Origin of the sequence: Flavobacterium sp. FlaQc-47 (assembly GCF_044006475.1) — a bacterium.
GTDB lineage: Bacteria > Bacteroidota > Bacteroidia > Flavobacteriales > Flavobacteriaceae > Flavobacterium.
Window position 1 is genome coordinate 525,392 of the sequence record NZ_JBIPCQ010000002.1, and the last position, 15,919, is coordinate 541,310.

The window sequence follows — 15,919 nt, forward strand, 5'->3', positions numbered from 1 at the left end:
GTTATGTTTAGAAAACATAAAGTTCGCAAAGCTTTTTATTGATTTAGCTTTGCGAACTTTGTGTTTTTATATAATTCGATATGTAAAAAAAGTACTTTGCAGACTTCGCGGTAAAATTTATCCTTAATATTTATTTCAATTGATTCCAAAAATCAAAGTAGTTGAACCATTGCAAAGGATATTTTGCCAGCATAGATTCTACGCTTTCCACATAGGCTTTTAGTAAACCTTTTTCGTCGCGGTGTTTCCCTATGGCTTCACGTGCATAAAGATGATAATGCAAGTTTGGTTCTTTCATTACATAAACAAAAACAACAGGAACTTTTAATCTTGAAGCAATTAAAAACGGACCCGCTGGAAAATGTGCTTCTTCGCCAAGAATTTTTTCAGAAAGTGATTTTGTGCCTTCAAAATAGCGATCTCCCGTAAAACAAATGAGTTCATTATTAGCAAGTGCGGCATTAATTTCAAAAATATGCGAAAGATCGTCGCTGATAATAATAAACTTTACGGTAGGTTTCTGGGCAACGCTTTCCAGATAATTTTTAATAGCAGAATGTTCTAAATCTGTAGTGACAAGATTAATTTGAAAGTCAATATCAATATCACCTAAAAAATGTTCGGCGATTTCAAAATTTCCAATATGTGCACTGATTAAAACGCCGCCTTTTTTTTCTGCCAGAAGATTTTTCAGGGTTTCGATTCCGTCAAATTCATAGGTGAATTTATTTCGCATTCCTGCCGAAATAGAAATTTTATCAATGATGGTTTGTCCAAAAGTGTAGTAACTTTTGAAAACCATTCTTTTAGATTTGAACCAGGAATACTTAAGCCTTTCTTTAAAATAATAAGAAATGGCTTTATTGCTTTTTTTTAGGAATAAAAAATAATACGAAGCAACAAAATAAAGTAAAACATAAGCAGATTTAACACCCGCTTTTTGTATTAAAAAAACGAATATTCTATACCCTAAAACAGTTCCTTTTGATTTGCCATCCCATTTGCTCATTAAGCAGTTTTGGCTTTTAATTTATTTTCGATAAGATCATAAAAACTTTGAAAAGAAGCGATTCCTACGAAATCTACTTCTACGAGCTTTACGCCAAAGTTAGCTTCAATGGAAACTACTAAATCAACATAGTCCAAACTATCTAACCCAAGTGTGTCTTTTAAATTAGCATCTGGTTCAATATCATCATTATCTACTTCAAACTCATCAACTAAAAAACCATTAATTTTTGCTATAATCTCTTCTTTATTCATCGTCTAATTTAAACTTTTTAACCACCAACGCAGAGTTGGTTCCTCCGAATCCGAAGGAATTGGACAAAAATATGTCAAATTTTTTGTTTAAAGTAGTTTTGACCAAATTTAATTTGGCAGCATCTTCGTCAGGATTGTCTAAATTTATGTTTGGAGCAATGAAATCGTTCTGCATCATTAAGATAGAGTAAATTACTTCGCTGGCTCCTGCCATCCAACATTCGTGACCAGTCATTGATTTCGTTGAACTTACATACGGATTTTTCTCACCAAAAACTTCAAAAATGGCTTTGGCTTCATTACCGTCTCCAACCGGAGTTGAGGTTGCATGAGCATTTATATAATCAATATCACTTGCTTTTAATTGTGCTTCGTCAAGCGCTCGTTGCATGGCTATAGATGGACCTTCGACATTTGGGGTAGAAATATGTCCCCCGTTTGATGAGAAGCCGTAACCTACAACTTCGGCAATAATAGTGGCACCCCTTGCAATCGCAGATTCGTAACTTTCAAGAATTAAAGTTGCACCGCCGCCACTTGGGATTAATCCGTCGCGATCAGCATCAAAAGGTCTTGAGGCTTTTTCAGGTTCATTTTCTCTATTTGAAAAAACACCTAAACCATCAAAACTACTCATGGCAAATTTGTTGATTTCCTGAGCACCTCCTGTAATAATAATGTCCTGAAAACCGCTTTTTATTAAAAAATAAGCTAGTCCTATAGAATGAGAACCGCTTGCACAAGCTGCACTTATGGTAAGATTGATGCCTCGGAGTTTAAAAATCGTAGATAAATTCATCGTTACCGTTGAATTCATCGATTTAAAAATGGCTCCGGAACCTATTAATGCGGTATCTTTTTTTTCACGGACAATATCTGTAGCGTCAATAATAGCTTTTGAAACGCTGTCATTTCCATACATGATTCCTACTTCACGATTGTCAAAAAAAGCATCATCTATATTTGCATTTTTCAACGCTTGAATAGTTGCCATATAAGCATATTCGGTTTCTTCACCAATGCTCATACGTTGTCTTCGGGTCAATAAATTTTTTAAATCAGCTTTAGGAACCATTCCCGTAAGGGCAGATTGAAAACCAAATTCTTTTCTTTCAGTATCAAACTGAATACCGGATTTTCCGTTGTATAACGATTCCTTAACCTCATCTAAAGAAGTTCCGATACAGGAATAAATTCCCATTCCAGTGATTACAACTCTCTTATTCATCGTCTTTCAAAGTAATTTTAGTTCGTTAGGCGTAATTGTTTTAACACATAGAAACATAGTTTTGTAAATTCAAAAAAGGCGTTTCACTTATTTGAAATACACAAAGCGAATCTATGTGAAATGAAATATATTTCGTTTTTGTATTCTTTTAGCACAAAAAAATCTATGTTTCTATGTGTTTAAATATAATTTTTAAGAATATATTCCTCCGTTTATATTGATAATTTCTCCTGTAATATAGCTTGCTTTTTTTGAAATCAAAAAGCTTACCAAATCTGCGACTTCTTCGGCTTCGCCAAAACGATTAACGGGAATTAGCTTTAATAATTCTTTTTCGTCTAACTCGCTTGTCATATCAGTTTTAATAAAACCCGGAGCTACAGCATTTACAGTAATATTTCGTTTGGCAACTTCCTGAGCCAGAGCTTTTGTAGCGGCAACAATTGCGCCTTTTGCTGCTGAATAATTGGTTTGTCCAGCCGTACCTTTTACGCCCGAAACCGAAACTATATTTACGATTCGGCCATATTTATTGCGCAACATTTTTTGAATAAAAAATTGCGTAACATTAAAAAATCCGTTTACGCTAGTGTTCATTACTCCGTTCCAGTCTTCGGGAGTCATCCACATAAAAAGACCATCTTTTGTAATTCCGGCATTGTTTACAATTGCTTCTACAATCGCCTCAGGATTTGCTTCCTGCCATTGCGTTAATGTTTTTTGTACTTCTTCAAAATTAGAAACATCAAAGCCCAAAATTTCTCCGGTTGCTCCTAATGTTTGTATTTCCTGAAGTGTTGCTTCGGCAGCTGTTTTATTCGAATGATAATTGATCAGAATATGATAACTGGATTCAACGGCTAATTTTTTACAAATAGCACTTCCAATTCCTCTTGAACCGCCTGTTACTAATACACATTTCATATGTAAGTTTTATTTTTTATAGGTCATAATTGCGATCGCTTTTTTATTATTGGTTTTGACACAATTTTTTTAGTGGCGATTTCATTTATGTAAATTTTATTTTTTCTTTTTTGCCGCGGGTTTGGTTACTGGTTTTGTCGCAGGCTTTGCTTCTGTTTTTGGTTTTTCAGCAGCGACTTCAGTTACAACTTTTTCTTTTTCAGCTGATTTTGAGAATAGTTCAGCGTTTTCAAACCATTGGTTGCCTAATACAGTTCCGTCTGGTTTAAGAAATCCCCATTTTCCTTCGTTTTTTACTCTCGCCAAACCATCAATAAATCCTTTGTCCTGTTGTACAAATAATGCAATAACGAAGCCGTTTGAAGTTATCCCGTATTGTGTTGGAATTATTAATTTTCCTGATTCATTGATAAATCCCCAGTTTTTTTCTTTTACCGGAGCGATTCCGTTTGAACTGAAAACCTCTGCATCACTATAGGTTGGCGGAATCACAAATTCAGCTTTTGGGTTAATATATCCCCATTTAGAACCTACGCAAACCGGTGCCAGGTTTTTTGAGAAAGCTTTTGCCTTATCATAAATAGGTAAAATGGTCCAGTTTCCTTTTAAGTCAATGAAGCCAATTTTTCCGTTCTTTTTGGCATAAGTCAGATCCTGAGTTTCAAAATCCCAGATTTTTTCGGCATCGTCAACCGGAATAAATTTTCCTGCGCTTACAATTCCAAAAGTTTTATCTTTTCTTGCCCAGGTTGTATTTTTAAAATAGTTACCTATTTCATCATAAACAGGTTCTACAACTTCTTTACCGTCTGCACTTATAATACCCCATTTTTTATTGCTTTCAACTCTTGCAAAACCATTTTCAAAAGATTTGATTTGGTCGTATTTTGGTTGTAAAACAATTGCCATTTTTGAATTGATTAATCCAACTTTGTCTGATTGTCTTATAAAAGCAACTCCGTTATTGAAGTCAAATAATTTTTCTGTTGGCGGAGGAGTCTGAATTTCTCCTTTAGTATTAATATAAACCCAATCCTTATCTTTTTTTACAATTGCAATTCCGCTGTTAAAATCTTTTGAATCAACAAAAGCTGCCGGAATTACCCAGGTTCCTTTTGTATCAATAAAACCCCATTTTCCTCCGTTTTCTACAGCAGCCAAACCTTCAGAAAAGCTTTTTGCCGATTTGTACTGAGGCTCGATTTTAAAATTTCCGTCTTTGGAGATATATCCAATTTTAGCGTTTTTCTTAACCAAAGCCAGATCCTGACTATTAACAAATTGAATAAATAATACGAATAAAAAAATAAGTGGTTTTTTCATGATTTTAAAGGTTCAATATTAATAATGTGAAAAAGGTATTAACTGTTGATCAGATAATCTTTTACTTTTTGAACAAAAGGATACATTACCTGATCTTCTGAAAACACAGGAATGATGTTTCTAATGTCATCGTACCATTTTCTTGTTACCGATGAAATTTTATCTTTTTGTACCAAATAATCAATTGCCTGAACGATTGTAATTAATTCTATCGCTAAAACTTCAAAAGAGTTTTCGATTACTTTTGATGTAATTACCGCAGCATTTGTTCCCATACTTACAATATCCTGATTGTCGTTGTTGTTTGGGATACTGTGCACGTACATTGGATTCGATAACATTTGGCTTTCGGCAGTTGTTGAGGTTGCAACGAACTGAACGCCCTGCATTCCGAAATTAAATCCTAATGTTCCTAAATTGACAAATGGAGGAAGAATTTCGTTGATTTTTGAATTCAGTAAATAATTCAACTGACGTTCTGCCAACATCGTTAATTTAGTAATAACAATTTTTAGTTTATCCATTTCAAGTGAAATATAATCGCCGTGGAAATTTCCTCCGTGGTAAACGTGTTTGTTTTTTACATCTATAATTGGGTTGTCGTTTGCCGAGTTAAATTCGTCTTCCAGAATTGAAGCTACATTATTGATGGTTTCTAAAACCGGACCTAAAATTTGAGGCACACAACGTAACGAATAATATTCCTGAACTTTTTCCTTGAAAATTTCCTCGGTATTTTCACCGGAATATAAATGGTCTTCTCTTTTACGGATCAAAGTACTGTCAGAAAGATTTTGTCTCATTCTTAAAGCCACTTCTTGTTGTCCTTTATGACGTTTTGTTTGGTTTAATTCTTCAGAGAAATGATCATCATACGCCTGAACCAATTCATTTATGGCGCAGGAAGCTTTTAATGACCAGTCTAATAATTTATTAGCGTGATGAACATTTACAACTCCAATTCCTGTCATTACAGATGTTCCGTTGATTAACGCAAGACCTTCTCTAATTTCTACCTGAATTGGTTTTAAACCTTCAATTTCAAAAACTTCAGGAGTTGGTCTTCTGTCGCCTTTATAAAAAACTTCGCCTTCGCCTATTAAAACTAAAGCTAAATGTGATAATTGTACTAAATCTCCGCTTGCACCAACACCACCGTGTTCAAAGATTAAAGGTGTAATATCTCTGTTGATTAATTCGGCCATTAAGTGGATAACTGACGGATGAACGCCGGAATTTCCTAATGACAAAGTATTTAATCGTGCTAAAATTGCTGCTTTTGCACAAACCGGGCTAAGTGGTTTTCCGGTTCCTGAAGAGTGACTTCTAATTAAATTGTATTGCAGCTGAATTTGGTCAGACTCTTTAATGCGGTATTGAGCCATTGGTCCAAAACCAGTATTTACGCCATATATTACTTTGTTTCCAGAAAATTCTTTCAGGAAATTGAAGCTTTCATTTACCCGGTTTAAAACAGCATCACTTATCGAAACTTTGTTATTTCCAAAGATTATGGATTCGAATTCTGCTAAACTTAAATATTCATTAATTGTATTCATTAAATTGTTTTTGGTTGTGCTAATTTAATTTTATTTATTAAAATAATTGTAGTTATTTTGATGATGGCAAATGTAGGCTAATAATTGATAATATTTTTAATATGATACAGGAGTTTGTTGATGTTTTAGTGATTGGTGCAGGACCTTCGGGATGTGTATCAGCATCTTATCTTCATAAAAACAATGTTAAGGTAAAAGTTGTTGAAAAAACAAAGTTTCCAAGGCTTGTGGTTGGTGAAAGCCTTATACCGAGAGTAATGGACCATTTTGCTGAGGCTGAGCTTTTTGAAAGCTTAGATGCAATGAATTTTGAAAAAAAATTAGGTGCCCGATTTATAAGAGGAGAAGAGATTTGTGTTTTTGATTTCAGTAAAAAATTTGGTGAAGGCTGGGATTGGACCTGGCAAGTGCCCAGAGCTGATTTTGATAATACTATGGCGCAGGAAGTGGTTCGAAAAGGGATTGATCTTGAATTTGAATCAGAAGTATTGGAAGTTTCCTTTGAAGGAAAAAAATCCAAAACGATCGTAAAAGACAAACACGGAAATTTAAAAGAAATTCACGCTAATTTTATTGTGGATTCCAGCGGATACGGTCGCGTTTTACCAAGACTTTTAGACCTTGATACGCCATCGCAATTAGATCCGCATTCGTCGATATTTACACATGTAAAAGATATTAACAGACCGGAAGGCGAGGAAGGAACTCAAATTTCTTTTGATATTCTGGAAACCGAAGTTTGGTTATGGGTGATTCCTTTCTCAAACGGAAATACAAGTTTAGGAGTTGTAGGCCCAACGGATTTCATTAATTCATTATCTGAAAATAAAGACAATGCCGAAGCTTTGCGAAATGCGATTCAGAAGTCAGATTACTATATTAAGAGATTCAAAGGAACAGAGTTTTTATTTGAACCTGTAAAACTCGAAAATTATTCAAGAGCCGTAAAAAGAATGTACGGTGATGGTTTTGCCTTAACGGGAAATAGTTCTGAATTTTTAGACCCTGTGTTTTCATCCGGAGTCGCTTTTGCAACCGAATCAGGAATGCTGGCAGCAAAATTATACCTTAAAGAATCACAAGGAATTGTAGTAGACTGGGAAGTTGAATTTACGGAATACATGAAACGCGGAATTGGTGTTTTTACGACTTACGTGAAAGAATGGTACACAGGAAACCTTCAGACTTTATTTTTCCACCAACCTGAAAACCCTGATGTAAAAGAGAAAATCTGTTCGGTTCTGGCAGGTTATGTCTGGAACGAAGAAAATCCGTTTGTAAAGAAACACGATCATGTAATTAAAAATATGGCGTATTTACTGAATATGCAGAAGGAAGAAAAAGAAAACCCTAGTGTAAACTAGGGTTTTTTATGTATAAATTTTATTCTTGAATTTCCGCATTTAAGTACGGGGGTTAAATCTAAGAACACTTGTCTTGTATCTTCATTTTTGTCTTTATCAGATAAATATATAAATCCCATTTTTTCGTAAAATCCTAATGATTTTTTATACGTATCAACAGTTATAAGTTTACAGGCACAATTAGTATTATGGTCTATGCTAAAAGAAATTATAAAATCAATAATCTTTTCACCTATACGTTGTCCTTTTTTATCTTTACTCACAGCTAATCTGCCAATTTTTATTGCAGGGATATTTTTAAGATGTCTTTTAGGGTGGGAAACCAAATTTGAAAGAAATTTTTTTAAAGCATTTTTAGAATTAAAATTACTTTCTTCAATTGTTAGACTATCATTAAATATACTATAATAAGCAACGGTACTAGTTTTATCTTCAAGAATGTATGTTGTAGCCAGCAATTCAGAAGAATAGTATTTTGCTTTTGAAAAAAGAAAATCATTTAAATCAGCATCATCTTTATCATCTCCGCAATTAAAGTTATTTATTAAAGTATTAGCTTTGAGTTTAATTAATGAATAGTCACTTAATGGCATTCTGTATTATTTCTTTAAAATTGCTTTAAACTGATTTGCAGTTTCTCTAATTTGCATTATACGTGCTGTACTAACTTTAGAAGTCTTATTCTCTTCCAGTTTTTTATAAAAAACGGCGGCATCTTTGTTTCTTAATACAGGAGTTATTTTAATTGGCTTAGCCATAACATTTATTATTTGATTAAAACACATAAATGTGTCATAGAATTATGTAAGATAAATCTGTTCTGCAAAGGTAAACGTTATATTCAATAAATCAATTCAAATATGTAAGTTAGTTACTATAATTATATATATATTCACGAACGGGAAGCTAGCATAATGTCATTAAGATAAGAAAAAAGGATAAAAAAGATTTAAGATTTTTGATTGTGGGAAACAGCATAAAATCGACAATCATATTATTTCATGACAATCACGATTTGAAAATTTACTATTTGTGCCGTTAGGCACTAAATATTGGTAGTTAATATGAAATGAAAATAAATATAGCGTGCCGTAGGTACGCAACAAATGATAACTATTGCGTACCTACGGCACGCCGACATACTTCTAATCTATATTAACTACCAATATTTAGTGCCTAACGACACATTTTAACTATTGGTTTGCACTACTCATAATTATCAAACAAAGCTTAACTTAATGACATTGGGCGCTAGCGACAATAGCAAAACAAAAAAATGCGTAATACCGTTTTAGATTTTACGCATTTTTTCTAAAAATTCATTCTTCTCTTTTTCCCTGCTTTCGCGAGCGTCGCGCTTGTGAACGCAATCAAAGTTAAAATATAGTCACGAGCGATACATTCGCTGTAAAATGAAATAAGCCCGAATTAACTCGGGCTTATTTTATGCTATTTATATGCTTTTTTCAATATCATTTTTGAAAGAGATTTTGCTGTTTTAGCATATCCTTCTCCAATTCTTGATTCGTTACTAAAGTTGTTTCCCCATTGATCTCCCGGAGATTCTTCGCTTGTAATTTCTAATAAAACATTTGATTTGTTTGCAGTTTCAACAAACTTTAAATTAGTAGTAACTTTTGCAGGTTGTTTCATAATTCCTGCATCCCAACCCGGATAAATCCAAACAGTTTGTACAATTAATGTATAGGGTGTATTTAATCCCTCCTGAAAATTTAAATCTTTTTTTCCTTTAGATAATACAATGTTTCCTATTTCTAAAAATTTTGGTGTCCATATTAGTTCTTTAGCTGAAATCCATTTTTTTTGCCAAAGGTTTCCGTTTCCTTTTGCTTTTTTATCTAAATCGGCTTTGTGTTCTTCAACATATTGTGCTTCGGGTTTGTTTTCTTTCATCATAGTAAAATTACTATAATCAAATTCGGTGTTGATTTCCTTTTGATCTTTAAGGAAATCAAAATTACCCTGAACAATATTCATGTCTTGAGAAAATACAGCTCTGGAAATAAGGAACAATGCAAATACTATTTTTTTCATTTTTTAATTATGAGTTAATTACTTGGTTGTAAATGTAAGTGAAATCTTTCTAAATTTAAAGAATCCTACCAACCTTTAAAAAATAGGATGAAAGCCTAAAAGCAAAAATGTAATGCAGCGCACTATTAAATGTGTGCCGTTAGGCACTAAATATTGGTAGTTAATAGTAATCGGGATGAATATAGCGTGCCGTAGGTACGCAATAGTTATCATTTGTTGAGTACCTACGGCACGCCAACGTATCTCTAATCTATATTTAATTACCAATATTTAGTGCCTGACGGCACATTTCAACTTTTGGTTGGATTACTCTAATTATCAAAAAAAGTTTAACTTAATGACATTGCGCTGGCGCGAGCGACAAAGATCGAAACAAAAAAATGCGCAAACGTCTGAATAGACGTTTGCGCATTTTTTATAAAAGCTATGTTGTAAAGAATATTATTTCTCTTTTAGCATTTTTTCTAAAAATTCATTCTTCTCTTTTTCAACCTGAACTAAACGTTCGTAAAGTTCAATCACTTTATCCAGAGGATTAAAGTTGCAGGTAGTATTGTCGTTTCCAAAGAAGTTATTAGGACTCTCGTTGAAAGTATTAAAATAATTAATCATATTTTCTTCTGAAAAGTTTTCGATTGCTTCTACACTAACTCCAAGGACTTTTGCAATTTCGACAAGTCTTTTAAATTCAACTTCCTCGCTTCCTTCAATACTGGAAACCGTTTGTTGGCTTAGTCCAATAGCTTCTGCAAGTATTTCTTGCTTAATACCGCGAAGTTCTCTGATTCGGCTGATATTTCTGCCAATGTGTTTTGGTTTAGTTGCTGTGCTCATAATTCAAAGGTATTTAAAATTCTTTTACAAAATATAATTTGGTAAAAAACAGGCTTTTTTAGTGAAATACAATTTTTTTAAATGTAGCCAATTTCTTTCGGTAAATGTAAGTCAAATCTTCGGAAACAAAAAAAGACTACCAAAAAATGATAGTCTTTAATTCTTCAAAAAATAATATAGTAAAAAATAATACTACCAGAATTTTACATATAAAGCCACGATAATCAATAATGTAATTACGATTAAAACGGTTGTTTGTGGTTTTACTTTAAACATTTCAGCATCTATTTCGAATGCTTTAGGATTTACTTTTGGACCAGTGAAACTGATTGCAATCATCGCTAACATCGTAAAGAAGAATGATAATCCCATACAAATATGAAACGGAATTTCGAATGCACCTTTTCCGTTAGGATAAGCGGTGTATAATAAGGTTTCGTTTCCAAATAACATTGGAGCATATTCGTTGAATAATACTGACAATACAAATCCTAAAATTACACCCACAATTGCAGCCGTTCCGGTAGTTCTTTTCCAGAACATACCAAGAAAGAACATAGCGAAAACTCCAGGGCTAATAAATCCTGTATATTTTTGGATATAAGTAAATCCACCCACTCCGCCAATTCCTAAAATATCATTCCATGTAAATAAAACGGCTAAAAGCATTGCAGCAAAAACGGCAATTCTACCAATGTTTACTTGTTGTTTTTCACCCGCTTCTTTCTGGATGTATTTTTTATGAATGTCTAAGGTATAAATTGTCGAGATACTGTTTACTTTTCCGGCTAACGAAGCTACAATTGCAGCTGTTAAAGCCGCTACCGAAAGTCCTTTTAATCCGGTTGGCAAGAAAGTCAATACCGCAGAATAAGCGCCGTCTTTTCCTCCAACTAATTGAGGTAAATGTCCGTTTTCGTGTAAAACGAAAGCTGCAATACCTGGCAACATTACAATTAATGGCATTAATAATTTTAGCATACCTGCAAATAAAATACCTGTACGTGCAGTTTGCAGATCAGCACCAAGAGCTCTTTGTGTAATGTATTGATTACAACCCCAGTAATTTAAATTGATAATCCAGATACCGGCAAGATAAGACATCAAACCAGGAAAAGTCAAATATTTATCAATATCAAGTTGAGAGGATGTCGCAGTAGGTTTTGGAATAATCATTTTGAAATGCTCAGGAGCTTCTTTCATTAAAACTTTGAAACCTGCAATGGCATTTTCACCAACTCCAAAATATTGTCCAACCGTTGTAAGGGCGATATATGAAGTTACTAAACCCCCAATAATTAAAACCGCAACCTGAATAACATCCGTATAAGCGACAACTTTCATACCTCCAAGAGAGATAAATAAAGCAAATACAGCTAAACCAATCATGATTACGTGAAGATATTCTCCTCCCGCTAAACCATTAATAGCAACTGCTCCTAAATAAAGGATAGAAGTTAAGTTGACAAATACATACAAAAACAACCAGAAAACCGCCATGATTAATGCCGTAGATTCATTATAACGTGTTTTTAAGAATTGAGGCATTGTATAAATCTTATTTTTAAGATATACCGGAATAAACCAGACTGCAACAATAATCAAAGCTACAGCAGCCAGCCATTCGTAAGCAGCGACAGCAATTCCTAAAAAGAAACCTTCACCGCTCATCCCGATGAATTGTTCAGCCGAAATATTTGAGGCAATTAAAGATGCTCCAATAGCCCACCAGGTTAAATTTCCTTCGGCCAAAAAATATGCTTTAGCATCTTGTTCGTCCTGTTTACGTTTGCGGTAAACGGTATAACCGTAAGTAGAAACTACGATGAAATAAATAATAAATACCGCATAATCTGCGAAAGCAAGGTTCTGGTTCATTGTTAGTAGTATTTTAAAAATTAATATATGTGATTGTTTGTTTTCATTGGGGTTTTTAAAATCTTAGTTTAAAAAACAATCTAAACTAAGATTGTGTTATATAATGGTTTAGAACAGGTGTTTTTTATTGTATTATTTTTTCTTCAGTTTATAATGAATATCTGATTGTTGTCTTAAAGTTTCGGCACTTCTTTCAGCAGTAATATCACGCTGGGATTCGCCTAACATTTCATATCCAACCATGAATTTTTTAACGGTTGCTGAACGCAATAATGGCGGATAAAAATGCATGTGAAAATGCCATTCAGGATGTTCTAAACCATCTGTTGGCGCTTGATGAATTCCTGATGAATAAGGAAAAGAAGTACTAAATAAATTGTCGTACTTAATTGTTAATTGCTTTAAAATTACAGCAAAAGCATTCGTTTCTTCAGCAGTAAAATCAGTGATTTTATTCAGCGCTCTTTTACTGATAATCATGGTTTCGTAAGGCCAGATTGCCCAAAACGGAACTAACGCCACAAAATGATCGTTTTCGATTACAACACGTTCTCCGGTTTTTAATTCGGCCTGAAGATAATCCTGAAGAAGTGTTCTTTGATTTTTATCAAAATAAGATTTCAGGCTGTTTTGTGTTTTCTCTACCTGAGTTGGCAAGGATGATTGCGCCCATATTTGCCCATGCGGATGCGGATTACTGCAACCCATCACGCTTCCTTTATTTTCAAAAATCTGAACGTGATTGATGTATTTTATATTTCCTAAATCCGTGTATTCTTTTTGCCAGGTTTTGATTATATTTTCAATTCCGTCGATTTCCATTTCCGGTAAAGTAAGATCGTGTCTTGGAGAAAAGCAAACTACTCTTGAAATTCCCTGTTCCGGTTTTGCCTTAAAAAAAGTATGTTTAATATCTTCTTCAAAAATAATTTCGTCCTGCTTCATTGCAGCAAAATCATTTTCAAACACAAAACTGTCTTCGTAGTTGGGGTTGTTTTCCCCGTTTGCCCTAACATTTCCCGGACATAAATAACAAGTTGGGTCGTGTTTTGGTAATGTTTCAGCTGTAACTGTTTCGTTTTGTCCTTGCCACGGGCGTTTTGCACGATGAGGTGATACTAAAATCCACTCATTAAGTAAGGGATTAAAACGTCTGTGAGGGTCTTCGTTAATGTCAAAATTTTTCATTTTAATTTTTTGGTATTAAAGTAGTGTTGTTCCGTTTGCGATTTTTACATCATAGAATTTTAATTCAATCCCAAATGTATCTAAATAAAGATTCGAAAACTTACGCTTTACCTCATTTTCATGACCTTTTTTAATCAAATTGATTGTACATCCACCAAAACCACCTCCCATTAATCGTGAGCCAACAATTGCATCGTCAGATTTTGCGGTATCTACCAGCATATCCAGCTCCTCGCAACTCACTTCATACTCATGTGATAACCCATAATGTGTTTCAAAAAGCAATTGTCCTAAAAGTTTTATATTTCCATTATCAAGAGCCTCACAAGCCTTAATTACGCGATTAATTTCTTTCACTACAAAGTGAACTCTTTTAAAAACAGTCTTATTTATTTTATCCTGAATGCTCAAAAGTTGTTCTTCGGTACAATCGCGAAAACTTTTTACTTCAGGAAAATTATTCTTAATAATGGCTAAACCTTGTTCGCATTCAATTCTACGGGTATTATATTCAGATGTAAAAAGCGAATGTTTTACATTACTGTCAAATAAAATCAGCGAATAATCTTTAAAATCGGCATTATGATATTCATAATCCAGCGTATTACAATCCAGTTTTATTACTTTGTTTTCAAGACCGTGAACGCTAGAAAACTGATCCATAATTCCGCAATTAATTCCAACCCAATGTTCTGCTTTTTGTCCTAATAAGGCAATGTCCACCTTTTCAATTTTTAGATCAAAAAGTTCCTTTATCCCGAAAATCATTCCACATTCTAAAGCCGCCGAAGAGGATAATCCCGAACCAACCGGAATATTACTGCTAAAAACACAATTGAAACCTTCAAACAAAAAACCGTTATCCTGCAATTGTTTGATAACGCCCCGAATATAATTTGTCCAGACAATTTCATTTAATTCGACTTCTTTATACAAATCAATTTCAAACTCTTCGTTTAAATCGATTGCGATTATTTTTGATTTTTCAGAATTATTTTTTTCGAAAGCAAAACAAATAACCTTGTCAATTGCCGCCGGTAAAACATAACCGTCATTATAATCAATATGTTCACCAATAATGTTGATTCTTCCCGGAGAAAGAACCACTTTTTGAGGAACTGATCCAAATGATTTTTCAAAAAAAGCAGTCGTATTCTGTATTAAAATGTCATTCATTATATTTAATTCAATGGTAATATCTTGTGATTCAGAAATTTTATCCAATAAAATTTAGTTTATATTCTCAAATTTATAAACCGTTTTTTGATGATATTCGTCTCCTTTTTTCAAAACCGAATTTGGAAAATCTTCGTGATTAGGCGCATCAGGGAAATTTTGAGTTTCAAAACAAATTCCGCTTGACGGATGATAATTGGTGTTTTCTTTTCCTTTTAAAATATCAAAACAATTTCCGCCTACATATACATGAACGCTTGGCTGATTTGTGTAAACGCTCATTTGCAAATTATTTTTTGAACTCAATAATTTCGCCACAACATTATTTGTTGGTTCAATTACAAATGAATTATCAATTGATGCAGGACATTTTTTTACTGTTCTAAAGTCAAAATCATGATTAGAAAGATTCGTAAAATTTCCGGTTGGGATATTCTCTTCATTTGTTTCTACTATTTTTTCGGCAGCAATAAACATAGTCTGATCCAGAACACTTGCATCATGACCGTCCAGATTAAAATAACTATGATGCGTTAAATTGATAATCGTATCTTCTGTAGTTGTAGCTTTGTATTCAAGCTTCAATTCATTGTCTTCGGTTAGCTTATAAGTCAAATCTACGTGTAAAGTCCCGGGAAAATTTTCGTCCAGATCTTCGCTCGAAAGACTTAAAGTTATCGATGGATTTTCGCCGGAAGTCAAATTGATAACGTTCCAGGCTTTTTTTCCAAAACCAACATTTCCGCCATGCAAAGTGTTTCCGTTATTATTGGTGTTTAAACGGTATGTTTTTTCGTTTAATGTAAAAGTTCCTTTATTTATTCGTCCTGCATAACGACCTACAGTTGTTCCAAAATAAGGAGGACTTGGCAAATTATAAGAAGCGATATAAGATTCTAATGTATCAAAGCCTAAAACCACATCAACAATATCACCATTTAAAACCGGAATTTTTAGTGAAGTTACAGTTGCACCATAATTAATGATTTGAACTTTCATCCCATTTTTATTTGATAATTCAAAAGAAAGAATTTCTTCATTATCCGGCATTATACCAAATGATTTAGGAGTAGATTCGTTTTGAAAATGCGATATATGTTTTATTTCCATACAAAAGTGAAATCCAA

The 15,919-nt window shown here is 33.5% G+C and carries 15 protein-coding genes; 1 reads left to right on the forward strand and 14 read right to left on the reverse strand.

Annotation, left to right across the window (positions count from 1 at the left end):
- Positions 1-130 precede the first annotated feature (130 nt).
- From ACHRVX_RS08280 to hutH, 6 genes are all read right to left on the reverse strand, one after another.
- Positions 131-1,009 carry a lipid A biosynthesis acyltransferase gene (locus tag ACHRVX_RS08280; RefSeq protein WP_395331120.1) on the reverse strand — a complete coding sequence of 293 codons (879 nt, stop codon included), beginning with the start codon at positions 1,007-1,009 and terminating at the stop codon, positions 131-133.
- A complete protein-coding gene (locus ACHRVX_RS08285) occupies positions 1,009-1,263 on the reverse strand; it encodes an acyl carrier protein (protein WP_213296048.1) in 255 nt (84 codons plus the stop codon). Before ACHRVX_RS08285 ends, ACHRVX_RS08280 begins: the two co-directional genes overlap by 1 nt.
- Entirely contained in the window at positions 1,256-2,491 is a 1,236-nt protein-coding gene (locus ACHRVX_RS08290; protein WP_395331122.1) for a beta-ketoacyl-[acyl-carrier-protein] synthase family protein, read from the reverse strand. The genes ACHRVX_RS08285 and ACHRVX_RS08290 overlap by 8 nt, the downstream gene beginning before the upstream one ends.
- 192 nt (positions 2,492-2,683) lie before the next feature.
- Positions 2,684-3,415, reverse strand: a complete 732-nt coding sequence (gene fabG, locus ACHRVX_RS08295; RefSeq protein ID WP_395331124.1) for a 3-oxoacyl-ACP reductase FabG — start codon at positions 3,413-3,415, stop codon at positions 2,684-2,686.
- 96 nt (positions 3,416-3,511) lie between these two features.
- Positions 3,512-4,738, reverse strand: a complete 1,227-nt coding sequence (locus tag ACHRVX_RS08300; RefSeq protein WP_395331126.1) for a WG repeat-containing protein — start codon at positions 4,736-4,738, stop codon at positions 3,512-3,514.
- A 38-nt stretch (positions 4,739-4,776) separates the two neighbouring features.
- Complete coding sequence (gene hutH, locus ACHRVX_RS08305) at positions 4,777-6,297, reverse strand: histidine ammonia-lyase (RefSeq protein ID WP_213296041.1); 1,521 nt, start codon at positions 6,295-6,297, stop codon at positions 4,777-4,779.
- Between the two features lie 101 nt (positions 6,298-6,398).
- Between hutH and ACHRVX_RS08310 the strand changes: the two genes are divergently transcribed.
- Positions 6,399-7,661 (forward strand): NAD(P)/FAD-dependent oxidoreductase, encoded by a 1,263-nt coding sequence (locus ACHRVX_RS08310; protein ID WP_395331128.1) that lies wholly within the window; start codon positions 6,399-6,401, stop codon positions 7,659-7,661.
- Here ACHRVX_RS08310 and ACHRVX_RS08315 read toward each other — a convergent pair.
- The 8 genes from ACHRVX_RS08315 to ACHRVX_RS08350 all read right to left on the reverse strand — a co-directional run bounded on the left by ACHRVX_RS08315 (position 7,658) and on the right by ACHRVX_RS08350 (position 15,902).
- Positions 7,658-8,254: a GNAT family N-acetyltransferase gene (locus tag ACHRVX_RS08315; protein WP_395331130.1), complete on the reverse strand. Its 597-nt coding sequence runs from the start codon at positions 8,252-8,254 to the stop codon at positions 7,658-7,660. The two genes, ACHRVX_RS08310 and ACHRVX_RS08315, sit on opposite strands and share 4 nt — an antisense overlap.
- 6 nt (positions 8,255-8,260) lie before the next feature.
- Positions 8,261-8,419 (reverse strand): hypothetical protein, encoded by a 159-nt coding sequence (locus ACHRVX_RS08320; protein WP_395331132.1) that lies wholly within the window; start codon positions 8,417-8,419, stop codon positions 8,261-8,263.
- 691 nt (positions 8,420-9,110) lie between these two features.
- Positions 9,111-9,716, reverse strand: a complete 606-nt coding sequence (locus ACHRVX_RS08325) for a hypothetical protein (protein WP_395331134.1) — start codon at positions 9,714-9,716, stop codon at positions 9,111-9,113.
- A gap of 441 nt (positions 9,717-10,157) precedes the next feature.
- Positions 10,158-10,550, reverse strand: a complete 393-nt coding sequence (locus ACHRVX_RS08330; RefSeq protein WP_395331136.1) for a helix-turn-helix domain-containing protein — start codon at positions 10,548-10,550, stop codon at positions 10,158-10,160.
- Between the two features lie 192 nt (positions 10,551-10,742).
- The gene (locus ACHRVX_RS08335; protein WP_395331138.1) at positions 10,743-12,428 is read right to left on the reverse strand and encodes a sodium/sugar symporter; all 1,686 of its coding nucleotides are present in this window, start codon (positions 12,426-12,428) and stop codon (positions 10,743-10,745) included.
- A gap of 132 nt (positions 12,429-12,560) precedes the next feature.
- Complete coding sequence (locus tag ACHRVX_RS08340) at positions 12,561-13,616, reverse strand: UDP-glucose--hexose-1-phosphate uridylyltransferase (protein ID WP_395331140.1); 1,056 nt, start codon at positions 13,614-13,616, stop codon at positions 12,561-12,563.
- Positions 13,617-13,631: 15 nt separating this feature from the next.
- The gene (gene galK, locus ACHRVX_RS08345; RefSeq protein ID WP_395331628.1) at positions 13,632-14,792 is read right to left on the reverse strand and encodes a galactokinase; all 1,161 of its coding nucleotides are present in this window, start codon (positions 14,790-14,792) and stop codon (positions 13,632-13,634) included.
- A gap of 54 nt (positions 14,793-14,846) precedes the next feature.
- Positions 14,847-15,902, reverse strand: a complete 1,056-nt coding sequence (locus ACHRVX_RS08350; RefSeq protein ID WP_395331143.1) for an aldose epimerase family protein — start codon at positions 15,900-15,902, stop codon at positions 14,847-14,849.
- Between the last annotated feature and the right edge of the window lie 17 nt (positions 15,903-15,919).